This is a genomic window from Pseudomonas sp. NFACC41-3 (assembly GCF_900109505.1).
Taxonomy (GTDB): domain Bacteria; phylum Pseudomonadota; class Gammaproteobacteria; order Pseudomonadales; family Pseudomonadaceae; genus Aquipseudomonas; species Aquipseudomonas chlororaphis.
In genome coordinates, this window is sequence record NZ_FOAE01000005.1 from 443,333 (window position 1) to 462,267 (window position 18,935).

General features: G+C 59.0%; 16 protein-coding genes and 3 tRNA genes. 6 read left to right on the forward strand and 13 right to left on the reverse strand.

The window, feature by feature from the left end:
* Positions 1-30 precede the first annotated feature (30 nt).
* Positions 31-1,236 (forward strand): MFS transporter, encoded by a 1,206-nt coding sequence (locus BMY68_RS23560; protein WP_085534056.1) that lies wholly within the window; start codon positions 31-33, stop codon positions 1,234-1,236.
* Between the two features lie 55 nt (positions 1,237-1,291).
* Here the strand turns inward: BMY68_RS23560 and BMY68_RS23565 are convergent, their stop codons facing one another.
* From BMY68_RS23565 to BMY68_RS23610, 9 genes are all read right to left on the reverse strand, one after another.
* Entirely contained in the window at positions 1,292-3,163 is a 1,872-nt protein-coding gene (locus BMY68_RS23565) for a SurA N-terminal domain-containing protein (RefSeq protein WP_085534054.1), read from the reverse strand.
* A gap of 233 nt (positions 3,164-3,396) precedes the next feature.
* On the reverse strand, positions 3,397-3,726 hold the full coding sequence (locus BMY68_RS23575) for an HU family DNA-binding protein (RefSeq protein WP_020296819.1): 330 nt from the start codon (positions 3,724-3,726) through the stop codon (positions 3,397-3,399).
* A gap of 93 nt (positions 3,727-3,819) precedes the next feature.
* Positions 3,820-6,216 (reverse strand): endopeptidase La, encoded by a 2,397-nt coding sequence (lon, locus tag BMY68_RS23580; RefSeq protein WP_009044652.1) that lies wholly within the window; start codon positions 6,214-6,216, stop codon positions 3,820-3,822.
* A gap of 163 nt (positions 6,217-6,379) precedes the next feature.
* Positions 6,380-7,663 carry an ATP-dependent Clp protease ATP-binding subunit ClpX gene (gene clpX, locus BMY68_RS23585; protein WP_007927204.1) on the reverse strand — a complete coding sequence of 428 codons (1,284 nt, stop codon included), beginning with the start codon at positions 7,661-7,663 and terminating at the stop codon, positions 6,380-6,382.
* A gap of 106 nt (positions 7,664-7,769) precedes the next feature.
* Complete coding sequence (clpP, locus tag BMY68_RS23590) at positions 7,770-8,411, reverse strand: ATP-dependent Clp endopeptidase proteolytic subunit ClpP (RefSeq protein WP_007927205.1); 642 nt, start codon at positions 8,409-8,411, stop codon at positions 7,770-7,772.
* A 93-nt stretch (positions 8,412-8,504) separates the two neighbouring features.
* Entirely contained in the window at positions 8,505-9,815 is a 1,311-nt protein-coding gene (gene tig / locus BMY68_RS23595) for a trigger factor (protein WP_009044653.1), read from the reverse strand.
* Between the two features lie 423 nt (positions 9,816-10,238).
* Positions 10,239-10,323: transfer RNA gene (locus tag BMY68_RS23600), tRNA-Leu, on the reverse strand.
* Between the two features lie 56 nt (positions 10,324-10,379).
* Positions 10,380-10,455 (reverse strand) — tRNA-His (locus BMY68_RS23605).
* A gap of 40 nt (positions 10,456-10,495) precedes the next feature.
* Positions 10,496-10,572 (reverse strand) — tRNA-Arg (locus tag BMY68_RS23610).
* 280 nt (positions 10,573-10,852) lie between these two features.
* Between BMY68_RS23610 and folD the strand changes: the two genes are divergently transcribed.
* Positions 10,853-11,707: a bifunctional methylenetetrahydrofolate dehydrogenase/methenyltetrahydrofolate cyclohydrolase FolD gene (gene folD / locus BMY68_RS23615; protein ID WP_007927213.1), complete on the forward strand. Its 855-nt coding sequence runs from the start codon at positions 10,853-10,855 to the stop codon at positions 11,705-11,707.
* Between the two features lie 283 nt (positions 11,708-11,990).
* Positions 11,991-12,929 (forward strand): D-alanyl-D-alanine endopeptidase, encoded by a 939-nt coding sequence (gene pbpG, locus BMY68_RS23620; RefSeq protein ID WP_009044654.1) that lies wholly within the window; start codon positions 11,991-11,993, stop codon positions 12,927-12,929.
* Positions 12,930-13,019: 90 nt separating this feature from the next.
* On the opposite strand, the gene BMY68_RS23625 is transcribed toward pbpG, so the two are convergent.
* On the reverse strand, positions 13,020-13,694 hold the full coding sequence (locus BMY68_RS23625) for a PA2778 family cysteine peptidase (protein ID WP_037004852.1): 675 nt from the start codon (positions 13,692-13,694) through the stop codon (positions 13,020-13,022).
* A 222-nt stretch (positions 13,695-13,916) separates the two neighbouring features.
* On the opposite strand from BMY68_RS23625, the gene BMY68_RS29940 reads away from it, so the two are divergent.
* Positions 13,917-14,084, forward strand: coding sequence for a hypothetical protein (locus BMY68_RS29940; RefSeq protein WP_009044656.1), 168 nt, complete (start codon positions 13,917-13,919; stop codon positions 14,082-14,084).
* 79 nt (positions 14,085-14,163) lie between these two features.
* Here BMY68_RS29940 and BMY68_RS23630 read toward each other — a convergent pair whose 3' ends face one another.
* Entirely contained in the window at positions 14,164-14,925 is a 762-nt protein-coding gene (locus BMY68_RS23630) for a TerC family protein (protein ID WP_085534052.1), read from the reverse strand.
* Positions 14,926-14,955: 30 nt separating this feature from the next.
* The gene (locus BMY68_RS23635) at positions 14,956-15,204 is read right to left on the reverse strand and encodes a hypothetical protein (protein WP_009044657.1); all 249 of its coding nucleotides are present in this window, start codon (positions 15,202-15,204) and stop codon (positions 14,956-14,958) included.
* Between the two features lie 135 nt (positions 15,205-15,339).
* Here BMY68_RS23635 and nhaR point away from each other — a divergent pair, with 135 nt between their 5' ends.
* The gene (nhaR, locus tag BMY68_RS23640) at positions 15,340-16,245 is read left to right on the forward strand and encodes a transcriptional activator NhaR (protein WP_007927225.1); all 906 of its coding nucleotides are present in this window, start codon (positions 15,340-15,342) and stop codon (positions 16,243-16,245) included.
* A 6-nt stretch (positions 16,246-16,251) separates the two neighbouring features.
* Here the strand turns inward: nhaR and BMY68_RS23645 are convergent, their stop codons facing one another.
* Complete coding sequence (locus BMY68_RS23645; protein ID WP_007927226.1) at positions 16,252-17,406, reverse strand: MFS transporter; 1,155 nt, start codon at positions 17,404-17,406, stop codon at positions 16,252-16,254.
* A gap of 284 nt (positions 17,407-17,690) precedes the next feature.
* Between BMY68_RS23645 and sstT the strand changes: the two genes are divergently transcribed.
* Positions 17,691-18,923 (forward strand): serine/threonine transporter SstT, encoded by a 1,233-nt coding sequence (gene sstT, locus BMY68_RS23650; RefSeq protein ID WP_053261898.1) that lies wholly within the window; start codon positions 17,691-17,693, stop codon positions 18,921-18,923.
* Positions 18,924-18,935: the final 12 nt, after the last annotated feature.

Sequence of the window (18,935 nt, forward strand, 5' to 3'; positions counted from 1 at the left end):
CTTCCTGAAACCTGTAGCGAGCCTGACACCATGACCAAACCTCTTGCCACCGCCGACCTGCTGGACATCGAGTCCAGGCGTCGCGACCGACTTCCACTGGGTGGCCTGCTGGCGCTGGCGACCGCCGGCTTCATCACCATTCTTACCGAGGCCATGCCCGCGGGCCTGCTGCCGCAGATGAGCCAGGACCTGGCGGTGTCCCCGGCGCTGGTCGGCCAACTGGTCACCCTGTACGCCATTGGCTCACTGCTGGCGGCGATCCCGTTGGTGATCCTCACCCAAGGCTGGCGCCGCAGGCCCTTGCTGATGATCGCGATCGGCGGCTTTGCCCTGGTCAACAGTGTCACCGCGATCTCCACCAACTACAGCCTGACCCTGGTCGCCCGCTTGTTCGCCGGGGTATTTGCCGGGCTGCTCTGGGCCCTGCTGGCCGGCTACGCAAGCCGCATGGTCGCCCCGCACCTGCAGGGGCGGGCCATCGCCGTGGCCATGCTTGGCGCACCACTGGCACTGTCCCTGGGGATCCCCGCGGGCACACTGCTCGGCACGCTGGTGGGCTGGCGGGTGAGCTTTGCGCTGATGACTCTGCTGACGCTGTTGTTGCTCGGCTGGGTGCGCTGGCAGGTGCCGGACTTTCCCGGCCTGCGCGCCGACAAACGCTTGCCGCTCTCGGGCGTGTTCGCCTTGCCCGGAGTCAAGCCGGTGCTGTTCGTGACCTTCGCTTATGTCCTGGGCCACAACATCCTGTACACCTATATCGCACCGTTTCTGGAGCCGGCCGGCATTGGCGGGCAAATTGACCGGGTACTGCTGACGTTCGGCCTGACCGCACTGCTGAGCATCTGGATCGTCGGCCTGCTGATCGATCGCTGGTTACGTCAACTGGTACTCGTCAGTTGCGTCCTGTTCGCTCTTTCGGCGCTGCTGCTGGCGTTCCAGGCCGATACGCCGATGGCGGTCTATGCCTCGATAGCCCTCTGGGGATTGTCGTTCGGAGGCCTGGCCACGTTGCTGCAAACCGCGCTGGCCAAAGCTGCCGGGAACGCTGCCGATGCCGCGCAGTCGATGCTGGTGACCGCCTGGAACCTGGCGATCGCCGGGGGCGGGCTGGTGGGTGGCGTGCTGCTGGAAGGCCCGGGCGTATTATCGTTTCCCTGGGTGATCATCGGCCTGTTGCTGGCTTGCCTGCTGGTGGCCGTGAACGCCCGACGCCATGGGTTTCCCGCCATACGCTGAAAACAAAAACCCCGGCGCATTGGCCGGGGTCCCTGTTTGTTACTTCAGTCGGGCATCAGAAGCGCTTGATGTCAGCTTGGTTTTCCAACTGCTTGCGGTACGCGGCGAAGTCTTGCTGACCCACACGCGACGCGAGGAAGCGGCGGTACTGGGCCTTCTCTTCATCGGTTGGTGCAGCGGCTTCGTTCACACCACTCAGTTGCAAGACCACTAGGCTGCCGTTCGGCAGCGTCACGCTGCTGAAGGTCGGCTTGTCCTTGGCCGCTGGCTTGGCCATGCGGAACAGGGTCTGCAGCACGATCGGCTCGACGCCTTCCTGGCCACGGGTCACCGCTTCGGAAACCTTCCAGCTCTGACCGTCGACAGGCGCCTTCAGCGCGGTCTTGCCTTCACGCAAGCTGGTGATCAAGGCATCGGCCTTGGCCTTGGCGGCAGCACTGGCGTGCTCCTTGGCCAATTGCGTGCGGATGCTGCTGGCGACGCTTTCCAACGGCAGCTGCTCTGGCTTGCGGTGCTCTTTGGCGCGCAGGACCACTACCGTTTCCGGGTCCAGCTCGATAGCGGTGCTGTTGGCACCCTCATCCAGCACTTCAGGGCTGAAAGCAGCCTGAATCACGGCGCGGTTGGCGGCGATGCCCTCGCCCCCTTCACGCCCGAACGGTGCGGAAGTGTGCACGGTCAGTTTCAGCTCTTGAGCCGGCTGGGCCAGGTCCGAGGCCTCGAACGAGGAGTCTTCCAGCTGCTTGGTCGCCTCGACAAAACGTTGCTCGACCTGCTGGGTTTTCAGCTCGCGGGTCAGCTTGTCTTTCAGGCTGGCGAAACTTGGCACTTCAGGTGCCTCGACGCCCAGCAGCTTGATCAGGTGGAAACCGAAACCGGTGCGTACCGGTGCCGATACCTGGTCCTTGTTCAAGGCGTACAGCGCTTCCTCGAAGGCCGGGTCATAGACGCCAGGGCCGGCATAACCGAGGTCACCACCGTTGTTCGCCGAACCCGGATCCTGGGAGAACTCCTTGGCCAGCGCCTCGAAGCTTTCGCCCTTGGCCAGACGCGCCTGGATCTCTTCGATCTTGGCCTTGGCCTGCGCTTCGTTCACCTTGTCGTTCACTTCGATCAGGATGTGCGCGGCACGACGCTGCTCGGACAGGTTGGCGGTTTCTTTCTGATACAGCGCCTGCAGGTCTTCGTCCTTGACGCTGACCTGATCGAAGAAGGATGCCTTCTTCAACTCCAGATAGTCGATAACCACCTGGTCCGGCGACATGAATTCCTTGGCGTGTTCGTCGTAGTAAGCCTTGACCTCATCGTCGGTCAGCTTGACTGCCGCGGGGTCGGCCTTGATGGTCAGGGAAGCGTAATCGCGGGTCTGCTTTTCCAGACGAGCGAATGCCAGCACCTGTGCATCGGTCACGAAACCGCTGCCAGCCAGACCAGCGCGTACCTGGCCGATCAGCATTTCCTGAGCCAGCATCTGACGGAACTGCATCCGGCTATAACCCAGCTGACGGATCACCTGGTCGAAACGCTCAGGGCTGAACTTGCCGTCCACCAGGAATTCCGGCGTTTGCAGGATCACCTGATCCAGAGCGGCGTCAGAGAACGCGAACTTGGAGTTTTCCGCACCTTGCAGCAGCAGCTTGCGGTCGATCAGACCTTTGAGAGCGGCTTCACGCAGCAGCTTCTCGTCGAGCAAGGAAGCGTCGAAATCCTTGCCCAGTTGTTGCATGAGCTGACGGCGTTGCATATCAACCGCCTGGCTCAACTCATTCTGGGTGATTTCTTCGCCATTGACCTTGGCCGCGTCCTGACTGGTGGAAGTGGCTTGAAAAATGGCATCGAAACCGGTCAGCGCCATCAGTGCGACGATGACCCCGATAATGGTCTTGGCAATCCAGCCTTGTGAATTGTCCCTGATATTCTGCAGCATGCGTCCCCCAGAAACGGTTGTACTTCAAATTAAGCAACCGTGGAGCGTGGGTAGAGTCCGGATAGAAGAAAGGCGCATCCGAGGATGCGCCTTTCTCGTAACTGGCGGAGCGGACAGGGGTTCGAACCTTCGATCCCCGATGTGACAAACCGGATTTCTAACCGGCTGCCCTACCGCTCCGCTGCCAGGTCGGGAAAGACCCCGACCCGGGTAGGCAAAGGCTTGAAGGAGGCTTAGTTAACAGCTTCTTTCAGTGCTTTACCGGCTTTGAAACCTGGTTTTTTGGCTGCAGCGATTTCCAGCGTCTTACCGGTCTGTGGGTTACGACCAATGCGAGCAGGACGATCGGTAACAGAGAAAGTACCGAAACCAACCAGTACAACGGAGTCGCCAGCCTTAAGAGCGCCAGTGACGGATTCGATTACTGCATCCAGCGCACGGCCAGCAGCAGCTTTCGGGATATCAGCAGATGCAGCGATAGCATCAATCAGTTCCGACTTGTTCACTCTAAGTCCCCTTATATATCTATTTGAGTATGATTCTAAGTTTTTTGGTGAAAGCAAAAACCAGTGCTGAATGGCCTACAGACACTTAAGAGCCGCTTTATAACAAGGGCTCTAAAAAGCTGTCAAGGAAGCCCCCCAGGCTAATGCGTACTAATGCGTGCTAATTCTTTCCTTAGAGTCAGACTCGCGTTTTTCATCCTTTGCAACTATCTCGGGAGCCACATCCGGCAAGGGCTCCGGCGCGTATTGCAGCGCAATTTGGAGGACTTCGTCAATCCATTTAACTGGCTTAATTTGCAGATCCTGCTTGATATTGTCAGGAATTTCCTTCAAATCGCGCACATTCTCTTCTGGAATGATGACGGTCTTGATTCCACCACGATGTGCTGCAAGAAGTTTCTCTTTCAAACCACCGATAGCCAACACCTGACCACGCAGGGTGATTTCCCCGGTCATGGCCACATCAGCCCGCACCGGAATACCGGTCAGTGCAGAAACCAGGGCCGTGCACATGCCTACGCCAGCGCTAGGGCCATCTTTCGGAGTCGCCCCTTCCGGCATATGGATATGGGTGTCGCGCTTCTCGTGGAAGTCCAGGGGGATTCCCAGGCTCTTCGCACGGCTGCGCACCACCGTCAGTGCCGCAGTGATCGATTCGACCATCACGTCGCCCAGCGAACCGGTCTTGATCAACTGACCTTTGCCAGGTACCACGGCGGCTTCGATGGTCAGTAGCTCACCACCGACCTGGGTCCAGGCCAGGCCCGTTACCTGACCGATCTGATCCTGTTGCTCGGCCAGGCCGTAGCGGAATTTGCGCACGCCGAGGAAGTGCTCCAGCAGGTCGGAAGTGACCTTCACCGAGAAGCGTTTTTCCAGCGCATGCTCCTTCACCGCCTTGCGGCAAACCTTGGCGATCTGGCGTTCCAGCCCACGTACACCGGCTTCGCGGGTGTAATAGCGGATGATGTCGCGAATGGCTTCTTCGTCGAATTCCAGCTCGCCTTTCTTCAGGCCGTTGGCCTGGATCTGCTTCGGCGACAGGTATTTGACCGCGATGTTGATCTTCTCGTCCTCGGTGTAACCCGGCAGACGAATCACCTCCATCCGGTCCAGCAACGCTGGCGGAATATTCATCGAGTTGGAGGTGCAAAGGAACATCACATCGGAGAGGTCGTAATCGACTTCCAGATAGTGGTCGTTGAAGTTGTGGTTCTGCTCGGGATCGAGCACTTCGAGCAATGCCGAAGCCGGATCGCCGCGCATGTCGCTGCCCATCTTGTCGATTTCATCGAGCAGGAACAGCGGGTTGCGAACGCCCACCTTTGTCATCTTTTGAATCAATCTTCCCGGCATCGAACCAATATAGGTACGACGATGGCCACGAATTTCCGCTTCATCGCGCACGCCGCCAAGAGCCATGCGTACGAATTTACGGTTAGTGGCGTGAGCAATCGACTCTGCCAGGGAGGTTTTACCGACCCCTGGAGGCCCGACCAGGCACAGTACCGGACCACGAATCTTCTTCACACGCTTTTGCACGGCGAGGTATTCGAGAATCCGCTCTTTGACTTCTTCCAGGCCATAGTGATCGGCATCGAGGATATCTTCGGCACGCGCCAGGTCCAGACGAACCTTGCTTTGGGCCTTCCACGGCACCTGAACCAGCCAGTCGATGTACGAACGCACCACTGTGGCTTCAGCTGACATCGGCGACATCTGCTTGAGCTTGTTCAGCTCAGCCTGGGCCTTGGCCAGGGCATCCTTTGGCAAGCCGGCGGCGTCGATGCGCTTTTTCAGCTCTTCGACTTCGTTGTGACCTTCGTCACCGTCGCCCAGCTCTTTCTGAATGGCCTTCATCTGCTCATTCAGGTAGTACTCGCGCTGGCTGCGCTCCATTTGCTTCTTCACGCGACCGCGAATGCGCTTCTCGACCTGCAACAGATCGATTTCCGCATCCAGCAACGCCAGCACGTGTTCGACACGCGCCGACAGGTCGATGATTTCGAGAATTTCCTGCTTCTGCTCGATCTTCAGCGCCATATGGGCGGCCATGGTGTCTACCAGGCGGCTCGGCTCATCGATGCTGTTGAGGGACGACAGCACTTCGGCGGGGACCTTCTTGCCCAACTGCACGTACTGCTCGAACTGGGACAGCAGGCTACGGACAAAGACTTCCGACTCACGCTCAGGAGCGTCCACCTCATCGATCAGGGAGACTTCGGCACGGCAGTGGCCATCCACTTCGCTGAAACGCTCCACAGCGCCCCGCTGCTCGCCCTCGACCAGTACTTTGACGGTGCCGTCGGGCAACTTGAGCAATTGCAGAACAGTGGCAATGGTACCTACGCGATAGAGTGCATCTTCACCGGGATCATCATCAGCAGGATTTTTCTGAGCCAACAGAAGAATCTGCTTGTCGCCCGTCATCGCAGCCTCGAGGGCTTCGATAGACTTCTCGCGCCCCACGAACAGCGGGATAACCATGTGCGGATAAACCACGACATCACGCAATGGCAGGAGAGGCAATTCGATGGTTGTCTTCATGATTTCGCCTCTACGGCGGCCATAAGGCCGTAAACAGATGGAAGTAAGCTTGAAACCAAGATGGGGGCTGCCTCGAAAAAAAACAAGCTCAAAGACAGTACTTTAAAGGCAGTAAAAGCAAAGGGGCCCGAAGGCCCCTTCTGTCAAACCAGCAGTCCGGCGCTTAGGCGTCCGGGGCTGCCTTGGCAGTCGGCTCACTGTTTTCATAGATATACAGTGGCTTGGACTTACCTTCTATAACGCTTTCGTCGATCACTACTTTACTCACCTCGGACTGCGAGGGGATCTCATACATAGTGTCGAGCAACACGCCTTCGAGAATCGAACGCAATCCGCGAGCACCGGTCTTGCGCTCAAGCGCACGCTTGGCGACCGACTTGAGGGCATCGGTACGGAACTCCAGATCGACGCCTTCCATCTCGAACAGCTTGGCATACTGCTTGGTCAAGGCGTTCTTCGGCTCGGTGAGGATCTGGATCAGCGCTGCTTCATCCAACTCGTCCAGGGTTGCCAGAACCGGCAGACGCCCCACGAACTCCGGAATCAGGCCGAACTTGACCAGATCGTCCGGTTCGACTTCACGCAGGGATTCGCCGACCTTCTTGCCCTCTTCCTTGCTGCGTACTTCGGCATTGAAGCCGATGCCGCCGCGAGTCGAACGGTTCTGAATAACCTTTTCCAACCCCGAGAACGCACCACCACAGATGAACAGGATGTTGCGCGTATCGACCTGCAGGAACTCTTGCTGCGGATGCTTGCGACCACCTTGAGGCGGAACGGAAGCCACAGTACCTTCGATCAGTTTCAACAGGGCCTGCTGCACGCCTTCACCCGAAACGTCACGGGTAATCGAAGGGTTGTCAGACTTGCGGGAAATCTTGTCGATTTCATCGATATAGACGATGCCCATTTGAGCTTTCTCTACATCGTAATCGCACTTCTGCAGCAGTTTCTGAATGATGTTCTCGACGTCCTCACCCACATAACCGGCTTCGGTCAGGGTGGTGGCGTCGGCAATGGTGAACGGTACATTCAACAGGCGCGCCAGGGTCTCTGCCAGCAGAGTCTTGCCCGAACCTGTAGGGCCGATCAGCAAGATGTTGCTCTTGCCCAACTCGACCTCGTCATTCTTTTTGTCACGCTGATTGAGGCGCTTGTAGTGGTTGTATACCGCTACTGCCAGAACCTTTTTCGCACGTTCCTGACCAATCACATACTGATCAAGGATGCCGCTGATTTCTTTAGGCGAAGGCAATTTATGCGCGCTACTTTCGGCCTGTGCTTCCTGCACCTCCTCACGGATGATGTCATTGCACAGGTCGACGCACTCGTCGCAGATAAAGACCGAGGGGCCGGCAATCAATTTGCGTACTTCATGCTGGCTTTTGCCACAGAAGGAGCAATAAAGCAGTTTGCCGTTGTCCTCGCCGTTGCGGGTGTCAGTCATTCGATCGATCCAAATCCGATAGGCTTGCAACACAAGATGAAGGCAATTGCGGGCTTTTTCAAGCCCACAGGTGGCCGGTTAAACCAGCCACCTACATTTGAGTTGCTTAGGCAGGCATTTGACGCTTGGTGATCACAGAGTCAATCAGGCCGTATTCAGCCGCACGCTCTGCGCTCATGAAGTTGTCGCGCTCGGTGTCGCGCTCGATGGTCTCGAGGCTCTGACCGGTGTGATGAGCCAGCAGCGAGTTCAGACGCGAACGGATGTGCAGGATTTCCTTGGCATGGATGTCGATATCCGACGCCTGACCCTGGAAACCGCCCAATGGCTGGTGAATCATCATCCGCGAGTTAGGCAGGCAATGACGCTTGCCCGCTGCGCCACCGGCGAGCAGGAAGGCCCCCATGCTGCAGGCCTGGCCGATGCAGATGGTGGAAACGTCCGGCTTGATGAATTGCATGGTGTCGTAGATCGACATGCCTGCAGTCACCGAACCGCCTGGCGAGTTGATGTAGAGATGGATGTCCTTGTCCGGGTTTTCCGCTTCAAGGAAGAGCAATTGTGCCGCGACCAGGTTGGCCATGTAGTCTTCTACCGGGCCAATCAGGAAGATCACCCGCTCCTTGAGGAGGCGCGAGTAGATGTCATAGGCGCGTTCGCCACGGGCGGACTGCTCGATAACCATCGGGACCAGGCCGCCTGCGGCCTGGATGTCAGAGCTCTGCTGATAATAAGAATTGCGGGACATGTCCTGCAGTCACTCCCAAATAGTCATGTCTTGAATACGCATAAGCCAGCGCGAAGGCTGGCTTATGGTGTGTATTTTCGAACGAGTAAAAAATCAGTCGGCTTGTGGTGCTTCTACCGGCTTGACCGCTTCTTCGTAAGAGACCGATTTGTCGGTCACGCTAGCTTTCTGCAGAACAGTATCCACAACTTGTTCTTCCAGCACAACCGAACGGACTTCGTTCAGTTGCTGCTCGTTCTTGTAGTACCAGGACACGACCTGCTCTGGCTCTTGGTAAGCAGAAGCCATTTCCTGAATCAGCTCGCGCACGCGGGCTTCGTCAGGCTTGAGGTCGAACTGCTTGACCACTTCGGCCACGATCAGACCCAGTACAACGCGACGCTTGGCCTGTTCTTCGAACAGCTCGGCCGGCAGTTGATCAGGCTTGATGTTGCCACCGAACTGTTGAACGGCCTGAACGCGCAGACGGTTCACTTCGTTGTCCAGCAGAGCCTTAGGCACTTCGATCGGGTTGGCAGCCAGCAGGCCGTCCATTACCTGGTTCTTGACCTTGGACTTGATGGCCTGACGCAGTTCGCGCTCCATGTTCTTGCGAACTTCGGCGCGGAAACCTTCCAGACCGGCTTCTTTGATACCAAATTGAGCGAAGAACTCTTCGGTCAGCTCTGGCAGCTTAGGCTCGGAAACGGTGTTGACAGTGACAGTGAACTCGGCGGCTTTGTTAGCCAGGTCCAGGTTCTGGTAGTTCTCTGGGAAAGTCAGGTTCAGAACACGCTCTTCACCCGCTTTGGCGCCAACCAGGCCTTCTTCGAAGCCTGGGATCATGCGGCCGGAACCCAGCACCAGCTGAGTGCCCTTGGCGGAACCGCCAGCGAACACTTCACCGTCGACCTTGCCGACGAAATCGATGTTCAGTTGGTCTTCGTTCTGAGCGGCGCGGTCGGCCACTTCGAAGCGAATGTTCTGCTTGCGCAGGATTTCCAGCATGTTGTCCAGATCGGCATCAGCCACGTCAGCGCTCAGGCGCTCAACGGCGATGGACTCGAAACCGGCAACGGTGAACTCAGGGAACACTTCGAACGTTGCAACGTATTCCAGATCCTTGCCCTTCTCCAGAACCTTTGGCTCAACCGAAGGAGCGCCAGCCGGGTTCAGCTTCTGCTCGACAACAGCTTCGTAGAAGGAAGCCTGGATCACATCGCCCACAGCTTCTTGACGCGCATCAGCTTCATAACGCTGACGGATCACGCTCATTGGGACTTTGCCAGGACGGAAGCCTGGAATCTTGGCCTTTTGGGCAGTCTGCTGCAGACGCTTGTTGACCTGTGTCTCGATGCGCTCAGCCGGCACGGTGATGCTCATGCGGCGCTCAAGAGCAGAAGTATTTTCAACAGAAACTTGCATGGATATTCCTCGTTGCACAGACGTTAGCCGGCCGTTTCCGACCCCAGAATCAAGGGCATGCATTCTAGTGGGTCAAACTCAAGAAGTCACCCTACTGAAAACGGGTAAAAAAACAGCCGGCGATTTAAAGGCGGGGACCAACGGTTGAGCCGCGCCCTGAGAGCAAATACAGCGAATCAAACCAGGGCCTCTGCACCCATGCTTCTATATATAGAAGGAATGGCACGTCACACCCCTGATGATCGGAGCAAACCACAGCCCGACCGGTAAACCTTCAGCATTCCAGCGACAAAAGGACGAGTATTTCGTCGCCTCCCCGGCCCACTACCTGCAACCCGCTGGAAATACAGACTTCTGAAACGAAAACGGCGCAGCCCTTTTCAGGTGCTGCGCCGTTTTCTGCTATATAAATAGCTACTTAATTGGTGCGGACGAAGAGACTCGAACTCTTACACCTTGCGGCGCTGGAACCTAAATCCAGTGTGTCTACCAATTCCACCACGTCCGCGTATCAAGCTTTTAAAGCAAAGGCGCCAGACTATTAATCTGGCGCCTTTCGGAATATGGGGTGGACGATGGGGATCGAACCCACGACAACAGGAGTCACAATCCTGTGCTCTACCAACTGAGCTACGCCCACCATATTGCGTTGTTGCGTTACTTGTGCCAAAGCTGCCTAATGGCGCACCCGGCAGGACTCGAACCTGCGACCATCCGCTTAGAAGGCGGATGCTCTATCCAGCTGAGCTACGGGCGCCTTATTAATCTGTATTCTTTAATGATTACAAACTAAGTGCTTTCAGTCGTTACGAGCTAAACATCAACTCTGCCCGACCTTCTTAACCAGTGCTAGGCTGTGCCCGACAAGTGCGACGAATGTTATAGACGAGCCGTTAGGTCGTCAACTCTTTTTTGAAAAAAATTCATTTAATTAAAGGAGTTAGGGGAATTTGCAGACCAAGCGCCTTTGCCCTCACGTCCTGGCATGCGAGAATGCGTTCTCTTTTTCTCTCCCTCTCGATGGTTAATCACGCGTCATGACTGCACAACTAATCGACGGCAAAGCGATCGCCGCTAGCCTGCGCCAGCAGATCGCCAAACGTGTCGCCGAGCGTCGCCAGCAAGGCCTGCGTACTCCAGGTCTCGCGGTGATCCTGGTCGGCAGCGACCCGGCCTCTCAGGTTTATGTCTCGCACAAGCGTAAAGACTGCGAAGAGGTCGGCTTTCTTTCACAAGCCTATGACTTACCTTCTGACACCACTCAAGAAGCACTGGCTGGCCTGATCGACCGCCTCAACGATGACCCGAACATCGATGGCGTCCTGCTGCAACTGCCACTGCCCGAACACCTCGATGCCTCCAAGCTGCTGGAGCGTATCCGCCCGGATAAAGACGTGGATGGTTTCCATCCTTATAACGTCGGTCGCCTAGCCCAACGCATCCCTCTGCTACGCCCATGCACGCCGAAAGGCATCATGACCCTACTGGAAAGCACCGGTGCCGATCTGTACGGCATGGATGCGGTAGTGGTCGGTGCTTCCAACATCGTCGGGCGCCCGATGGCGATGGAGCTGCTGCTGGCCGGCTGCACCGTTACCGTTACCCACCGCTTCACCAAGGACCTGGCCGGCCACGTCGGACGTGCCGACCTGGTGGTCGTGGCCGCCGGCAAGCCGGGCCTGGTCAAGGGTGAGTGGATCAAGGAAGGCGCCATCGTCATCGACGTCGGCATCAACCGCCAGGAAGACGGCAAGCTGGTGGGCGACGTGGTCTACGAGACCGCCCTGCCCCGCGCCGGCTGGATCACTCCGGTACCGGGCGGTGTTGGCCCGATGACTCGCGCCTGCCTGCTGGAAAACACGTTGTATGCGGCAGAAACGCTGCACGACTGACGCAGGGAAATAGCCCGGATAAAAGAACCCCGCCACTGGCGGGGTTCTTTGTTTCTGCTCGCCGAAAACCTGAAACGAGTAGCCCCCGCTTGCAGTGACGATCAACTCACCAGAAAAGAGGGAACCAAACTGATACAAAACTGATACAGGATGAAATTTAATTTACCTGAAGCCCTTTACCTACGGGCGTGTAGCTCTTTCCTGGCACATACTCATAAAATGTAACGTTTTTCTGAAAGCAGCCCGTTGCAGAACGGCATATCCACTTCATGAGTCCGCCCGCGTGAAAATCCGTCTTTCTATCCTGAGCCTATTTTTTGCATTTACAGGCACCTTTATCACGCAGAGCGCCGTCGCTCGCGAAACCACCGAAGCGCCGCGCGACCCTTCCCAACTGCACATTGCCTCCGGCAGCGCCATGCTGCTGGATCTGCAGACCAACAAGGTCATCTACTCCAGCAATCCCGACGTGGTCGTGCCCATCGCGTCGGTAACCAAGCTGATGACCGGTCTGATCGTACTCGACGCCAAACAACCACTGGATGAGTACATTTCCGTGGACATCAGCAACACCCCGGAAATGAAAGGCGTGTTTTCCCGGGTCAAGCTCAAGAGCGAACTCCCGCGCAAAGAGATGCTGCTGATCGCCCTGATGTCGTCGGAAAACCGTGCCGCCGCCAGCCTCGCCCACCACTACCCGGGCGGGTACGCAGCCTTTATTGCCGCCATGAACGCCAAGGCCAAGGCACTGGGCATGACCAGCACGCACTATGTCGAGCCGACCGGCCTGTCGGTCCATAACGTGTCCACCGCCCGCGACCTGAGCAAACTGTTGCTGGCGGCGCGCAAATACCCGCTGCTGAGCGAGCTGAGCACCACCAAGGAAAAGACCGTGGCGTTCCGCAAACCCAACTACACCCTGGGCTTTCGCAACACCGATCACCTGGTCAACAGGGCCAACTGGGACATCAAGTTGACCAAGACCGGCTTTACCGATGAAGCAGGCCACTGCCTGGTACTGGTGACCAGCATGAGCAACCGCCCGGTCGCCCTGGTGATTCTCGACGCCTTTGGCAAGTACACGCACTTCGCCGATGCCAGCCGTATCCGCCAGTGGCTGGAAACCGGTAAAAGCGGCTCGGTACCGAATGCCGCCTTGAGCTACAAGGCCGGCAAAAACCTGAAAAGCCGTCAGAGCGGCGTCGCCCAGACTGCCGAATAGAAGCTGGCAGACACAAAAAAGGCCGCGGATCTGTCGATCGCGGCCCTTTCAAAGACGGCGCCCCTGGGCGCCGTCAGCGTTTCTGCAACCTCAGTTGGCGCTCAACGCCTTGGTCGCCCGTGCCGCCGCGTTCTCCTGCCCGGCCTGGGCCAACTCATCGGCTGCCTTCAACCAACGCTGGCGATCGACCTGGGCTGGCACCTGGGTCGGCCCCTGAATCAACACCGCCCAGTGTCCCGCATTGCTCCAGGCCGACTCGAACTTGGCAAAGTCCATCAACAGACGACGATTCATTCCCGCGCGCAGCAATACTGTCTGCTTGTGTCGGTTATAGCCCGCCAGCACGGCATAACGAGGCTCGGCCCAGAACGCCGAACCTTCGGTGTAACGCACCATCACCGGGTATCCCGCGGCAACCTGGGTCAGCAGCGCCGATAAATTGTCGTCCAGCGGATAGACCACCATCCCGTACTCACGCGCCAGGGTCAGCATGTTCTGCTGCAACTTCGCCTCCGCGCCAGGCAGGTGCAGCGGCTTGTCCAGCAGACCCGGAGTGATCGCGATGCCTTGCTGGGACAGCATGCTGGCCAGGGTGCCCGGGCCGCTCTGATAGGTTTCGCCGCGGAAAAACGGCACGCCGTTGAGTTCCACCCGCTCGGGCAGGCGCTGAATCTCCGGCTGCACGCTACTGGCGCAACCGGCCAGCGTCAGGGCGCAAGCGCCCGCCAACAACAGTGTTCGAAATCGCAGAAACATCCGTTCCATCATGACTCTCTTGTGCAGACGCCAAGCCAGGAGCCCCGGCCGAAACGCTGATCATAGGGCGCCGCGACACAGGGGTATAGCGTTAAGCCGCGGTAATTTGCGTCCCATAGAGCAAAGCGGTCGATGACACTCGACTATTGGTCAATGGCTTGAAACACATCCGCGACTAGACTGTCCATTGCGAAGAGTGTGTGCCCTGGACAGGGCAACAAGGAGGCATGCATGAGCCTGACAACGACAATCCTGATGCTGATCGGCGGCTGGCTGGCCGTTGCCGCTGCCATGCTCTGGGGTGTCTTGCGGATCGTTCGCCGACACCATCATCCGCGTTTGCCGACTCCCGCCGCGAAAACCGCAAAACCGGCCCGGCATCACGCCACCGCGCACTGACTGGCACTTTTTCTTCTGCCCAATAAAAAACGGCGGCCTGTGTCCTTGAACACAGGCCGCCGTCGGTTGTTGCCGCAAATCAGGCTTCGACTTCCGCCTCCGCCGCCACCCGCTTCTGCCGGGCACGACGAGCCAGCATGTTCAGCCCCTCGATGGCCGCCGAGAAGGCCATGGCCGCGTACACATAACCTTTTGGCACATGGGCACCGAAACCTTCGGCGATCAGGGTCATGCCGATCATGATCAGGAAGCCCAGGGCCAGCATGACCACCGTCGGGTTGTCATTGATGAACTTGGCCAGAGGCTCGGCCGCCAGCAACATCACCAGTACCGACACCACCACCGCAATGATCATGATCGGCAAGTGTTCGGTCATGCCGACCGCGGTGATGATGCTGTCGATGGAGAACACCATGTCCAGCATCAGGATCTGGCCGATCGCCGCAGCAAAACCCAAGGATACGCCCGCGGTCTCGCTTTTGCTGTCCTGCGGCTCCGGGCCCATGCTGTGATGGATCTCCGTGGTGGCCTTCCACAGCAGGAACAGGCCGCCGGCAATCAGGATCATGTCCTTCCAGGAGAAGACCTGGCCGAAGACATCGATCACCGGTTCGGTCAGCTGCACGATGAAGGCGATAGTGCTGAGCAGTGCCAGGCGCAGGATCAGGGCCATGCCGATACCAATCCGCCGGGCCTTGGCCCGGTGTTGCTCGGGCAGCTTGTTGGTCAGGATCGAAATAAAGATCAGGTTATCGATGCCGAGCACGATTTCCATGACCACCAGGGTTGCCAGGGCGACCCAGGCGGTGGGGCTGGCGGCGAGTTGTAAAAGGTATTCCATGGCTCAGTCCTGAGTCGGGGGTATGGGGGATCAGATTTCCTGGGACGACGAGGTGGCTTCTTTGGCCTCGTCAGCCGGCTTTTCCTGCTTGCTGATCAAGCCTTGGGTCGCGTCGCTGATCGCCTGTTCGGCGGCCTTGTGCGTGTCGTCGATCGCCTGCTTGGCGTTTTCCGCGGCCTTGCCCAACAGCTGCTGCGCGCTTTTTTCCGCCTGCTCGCAACCGGCAAGGGTGATCAACGACAACGCCAGCAACGATGCGGCGATGGATTTATAGGTCATTGCACTTTCCTCGTTAGAACGGACCGGGCCGAGACGATGGCCCGTCAATAGCGAGGCATTCTATGGAGGCGGACACTTCAGGAAAATTCGTATTTTTAACAGCTATACTTCGATTTTTACGAATCAAAGCCAGCCATGCTCAATTACCGCCAACTGCACTACTTCTGGGTCGTCGCCAAGACCGGCAGCATCGTCCGGGCTTGCGAGCAACTGAACCTGACCCCGCAAACCATCAGCGGCCAGATCACCCTGCTCGAACAAACCTACGGCATCGAGTTGTTTCGCCGGGTCGGCCGGCAATTGGAGTTGACCGAAGCCGGGCGCCAGACCCTGCCCTACGCCGAACAGATGTTCCAGCTCGGCGGCGAACTGGAAGCCATGCTCCAGGCCCAGCCCAACGAACAGCAGATCCTGTTTCGGGTCGGCGTGGCCGATGTGGTGCCCAAATCGATCGTCTACCGCCTGATCGCCCCGACCATGGAGCTGAACGAACCGATCCGCATCACCTGCCGCGAGGACAAACTCGAACGCCTGCTGGCCGACCTGGCCATCCAGCGCCTGGACCTGGTGATTTCCGACAGCCCCATGCCTTCGCACCTGGACATCAAGGGCTACAGCCAGAAACTCGGCGAATGCGGTATCAGTTTTTTCGCCACCGAAGAACTGGCCGAGCGCTATGGAACCAACTTTCCCCATAGCCTGCATGGCGCTCCGCTGCTGATTCCCGGGCAGGAAACCGTGGTGCGCAGCCGGCTGCTGCGCTGGCTGGCCGAGCAGCAGATACAACCCAGGATCATCGGTGAGTTCGACGACAGTGCCTTGATGCAGGCATTCGGCCAATCAGGCAGCGGGATCTTTATCAGCCCCAGCGTGATCGCCGACGAAGTGCGGCGCCAATACGGCGTGCAACTGATCGGCCAGACCGATGCGGTCAGCGAGTCGTTCTACGCCATTTCGGTCGAACGCAAGGTCAAGCACCCCGGCATCGTGGCGATCACCGAAGGCGCCCGCCGCGAGCTGTTCACCGCCATGGGCGCTTGAGGAGAGTCAGGCGCAGCTGGCCTGGGGCTTGAGGGTCATCAACAGCAGGGCCAGCAGGATCGACACCAGGATAAAACCGGCGGCGGCGAACCCCAGGCTGCCCAGCCCCAGGGTGTCGATCACCCGGCCGCCGACCATGGCGCCCAGGCCGATGCCCAGGTTGGCTCCGGCGATGTTCAGCGAAGCGGCAAACGCCGGCGCCTGAGGCGCGGCCTTGATCAGGCGGACATGGCTGACCAGGAACAGCGCCGCCTGGGTCACACCCCAGATGCCCATGGCCGCGGCCAGGCCCAGCGGCGAGTGGATGCTCGGCACCAGCGCCACCATGCCGCCGATCATCAAGGCGCAGAAGCCCATGGAAGCCAGCAACGGATGGCGATCCACCGCGCGGCCGCCCAGCGAGTTGCCGATCAGTCCCACCGCGCCGAAGCCCATCAGGCACCAACCCACCAGCGTGCCGTTGAAACCGGCCAGGCGCTCGAGGATATCCGCCAGGTAGGTGTAGGCAGTGAACATGCCGCTGAACACCAGGATCGACAGCAGCACATGTCCCTGCATCAAGGGGCTGCGCAGGATGCCGAACTGCGAACGCAGGCTGGCCTGCTCGTTGTGCACGCGGGTCTGCGGCAGGTAGACATACAGCAGCAATGCCTTGGCAAAGGCCACCAGCGCCAGGATGCCGAACGCGGCGCGCCAGCCGAAGGCATCGGAAATCAGCGTGCCCACCGGAATGCCGAACACCGTGGCGCAGACGATGCCGAAGCCGATCTTGGCGATGGCCCGCCCGGCGTAGTCGGGGCCGACGATGTCCACCGCGGTTTCGCTGGCCAAAGCCCAGAACACCGGCAAGCCCAACGCCGGGATCAGCCGCGCCACCGCCATCACCCAGATATTCGGCGCCAGCGCCGCCAGGGTATTGGCCAGGCCGAACATCACCAGCACCGAAATGAACAGGCGCTTGCGCTGGAAACGGGCGAAATAGGCCGTGAGGAACGGCCCGAACGCCGCCACGGTGAAGGCGAACAAGGTCACCAGCAGGCCGGCCTGGGGCACGCTGACCGCAAGGTCCCGGGCAATCGAAGGCAGCAGGCCGACAATGATGAACTCCGTCGTCAGCACGGTAAAACCGGCGGCTGACAACAGCAGAATGGGCAACAGCATGGAAAACTCCGGAAACGACGACATCAGCGATGGCCTGGTGGCCCGCTGACTGGAGATGAGAAGAGGATGGCGAATCCTAACAGAATGTGTCCGCGCATGTCTGGGGTAGCGGCGAAAAAACCGCAGGCTACTCTGGAAGGCTCAGGTGGCAGATCGTCACATCCGTGGGCGAACCCCGTGTGATAAAGTCCGCCCCCTGCCGCAACACCCCGTACTTTCAGCAACTCATCAGCACGGCGTCCCACGTCGACGCACGGCATATTAAAAAAATCAGAGATACCGCTATGACTGCTTCGCCCCCGTCGCTCCTGGAAAAACTCAAACGCACCAGCCTGGTCACGCAGATCGTCATTGGCCTGATCGCCGGTATCGCCCTGGCGCTGCTGGCCCCCGAACTGGCGAAATCCACCGCCTTTATCGGCAAGGTCTTTGTCTCGGCACTGAAAGCCGTGGCGCCGATCCTGGTATTCGTGCTGGTCATGGCCTCCATCGCCAACCACAAGCACGGCCAGGAAACCCATATCCGCCCGATCCTCTGGCTCTACCTGCTGGGCACTTTCGCCGCGGCGGTGGTGGCGGTAATCGCCAGCAGCCTGTTCCCCTCCTCCCTGGTGCTGAGCACCCATGATGTCGCCATCTCCGCCCCCGGCGGCATCAGCGAAGTCCTGCAAAGCCTGCTGCTGAGCGTGGTGGACAACCCGGTCAGCGCGCTGATGAACGCCAACTTCATCGGCATCCTGGCCTGGGCCATCGGCATGGGCGTGGCCATCCGCCATGCCGGCAACACCACCCGCACCGTGCTGGACGACCTGTCCAACGGCGTGACCCTGATCGTGCGGGTAGTGATCCGCTTCGCCCCGCTGGGCATCTTCGGCCTGGTGGCCTCGACCCTGGCTACCTCGGGCTTCGGCGCCCTGCTCGGTTATATGCACCTGTTGGCGGTACTGATCGGCTGCATGCTGTTCGTCGCGCTGGTGATGAACCCGCTGATCGTGTTCTGGAAGATCCGCCGCAACCCGTTCCCGCTGGTGCTCATGTGCCTGCGCGAAAGCGGCATCACCGCCTTCTTCACCCGCAGTTCGGCGGCCAACATTCCGGTCAACCTGGAACTGAGCAAGCGCCTGGGCCTGCATGAAGACACCTATTCGGTGTCGATCCCTCTGGGCGCCACCATCAACATGGCCGGTGCCGCCATCACCATCACTGTGCTGACCCTGGCGGCCGTGCATACCCTGGGTATCGCCGTCGACCTGCCCACCGCCGTGCTGCTCAGCGTGGTCGCCGCCATCTGTGCCTGCGGCGCTTCCGGCGTGGCCGGCGGTTCGCTGCTGTTGATTCCGCTGGCCTGCAGCCTGTTCGGCATCCCCAGCGAAATCGCCATGCAGGTGGTCGCCGTCGGCTTCATCATCGGCGTGCTGCAGGACTCGGCGGAAACCGCGCTGAACTCCTCCACCGACGTGCTCTTCACCGCCGCCGCGTGCATGGCCCAGGAAGAGAAGGTCCGCCAGACCGCCTGATCCTGCACGAAT

Bases quoted from the DNA above. Each gene is read 5' to 3' on its own strand.
- clpX (WP_007927204.1), bottom strand. From the start codon at position 7,663: ATGACTGACACCCGCAACGGCGAGGACAACGGCAAACTGCTTTATTGC.
- BMY68_RS23645 (WP_007927226.1), bottom strand. From the start codon at position 17,406: ATGCTGTTGCCCATTCTGCTGTTGTCAGCCGCCGGTTTTACCGTGCTG.
- BMY68_RS23630 (WP_085534052.1), bottom strand. From the start codon at position 14,925: ATGGAATACCTTTTACAACTCGCCGCCAGCCCCACCGCCTGGGTCGCC.
- BMY68_RS23625 (WP_037004852.1), bottom strand. From the start codon at position 13,694: ATGGAACGGATGTTTCTGCGATTTCGAACACTGTTGTTGGCGGGCGCT.
- clpP (WP_007927205.1), bottom strand. From the start codon at position 8,411: ATGTCCCGCAATTCTTATTATCAGCAGAGCTCTGACATCCAGGCCGCA.
- BMY68_RS23560 (WP_085534056.1), top strand. From the start codon at position 31: ATGACCAAACCTCTTGCCACCGCCGACCTGCTGGACATCGAGTCCAGG.
- BMY68_RS23565 (WP_085534054.1), bottom strand. From the start codon at position 3,163: ATGCTGCAGAATATCAGGGACAATTCACAAGGCTGGATTGCCAAGACC.
- lon (WP_009044652.1), bottom strand. From the start codon at position 6,216: ATGAAGACAACCATCGAATTGCCTCTCCTGCCATTGCGTGATGTCGTG.
- folD (WP_007927213.1), top strand. From the start codon at position 10,853: ATGACTGCACAACTAATCGACGGCAAAGCGATCGCCGCTAGCCTGCGC.
- nhaR (WP_007927225.1), top strand. From the start codon at position 15,340: ATGCTCAATTACCGCCAACTGCACTACTTCTGGGTCGTCGCCAAGACC.
- sstT (WP_053261898.1), top strand. From the start codon at position 17,691: ATGACTGCTTCGCCCCCGTCGCTCCTGGAAAAACTCAAACGCACCAGC.
- BMY68_RS29940 (WP_009044656.1), top strand. From the start codon at position 13,917: ATGAGCCTGACAACGACAATCCTGATGCTGATCGGCGGCTGGCTGGCC.
- BMY68_RS23635 (WP_009044657.1), bottom strand. From the start codon at position 15,204: ATGACCTATAAATCCATCGCCGCATCGTTGCTGGCGTTGTCGTTGATC.
- tig (WP_009044653.1), bottom strand. From the start codon at position 9,815: ATGCAAGTTTCTGTTGAAAATACTTCTGCTCTTGAGCGCCGCATGAGC.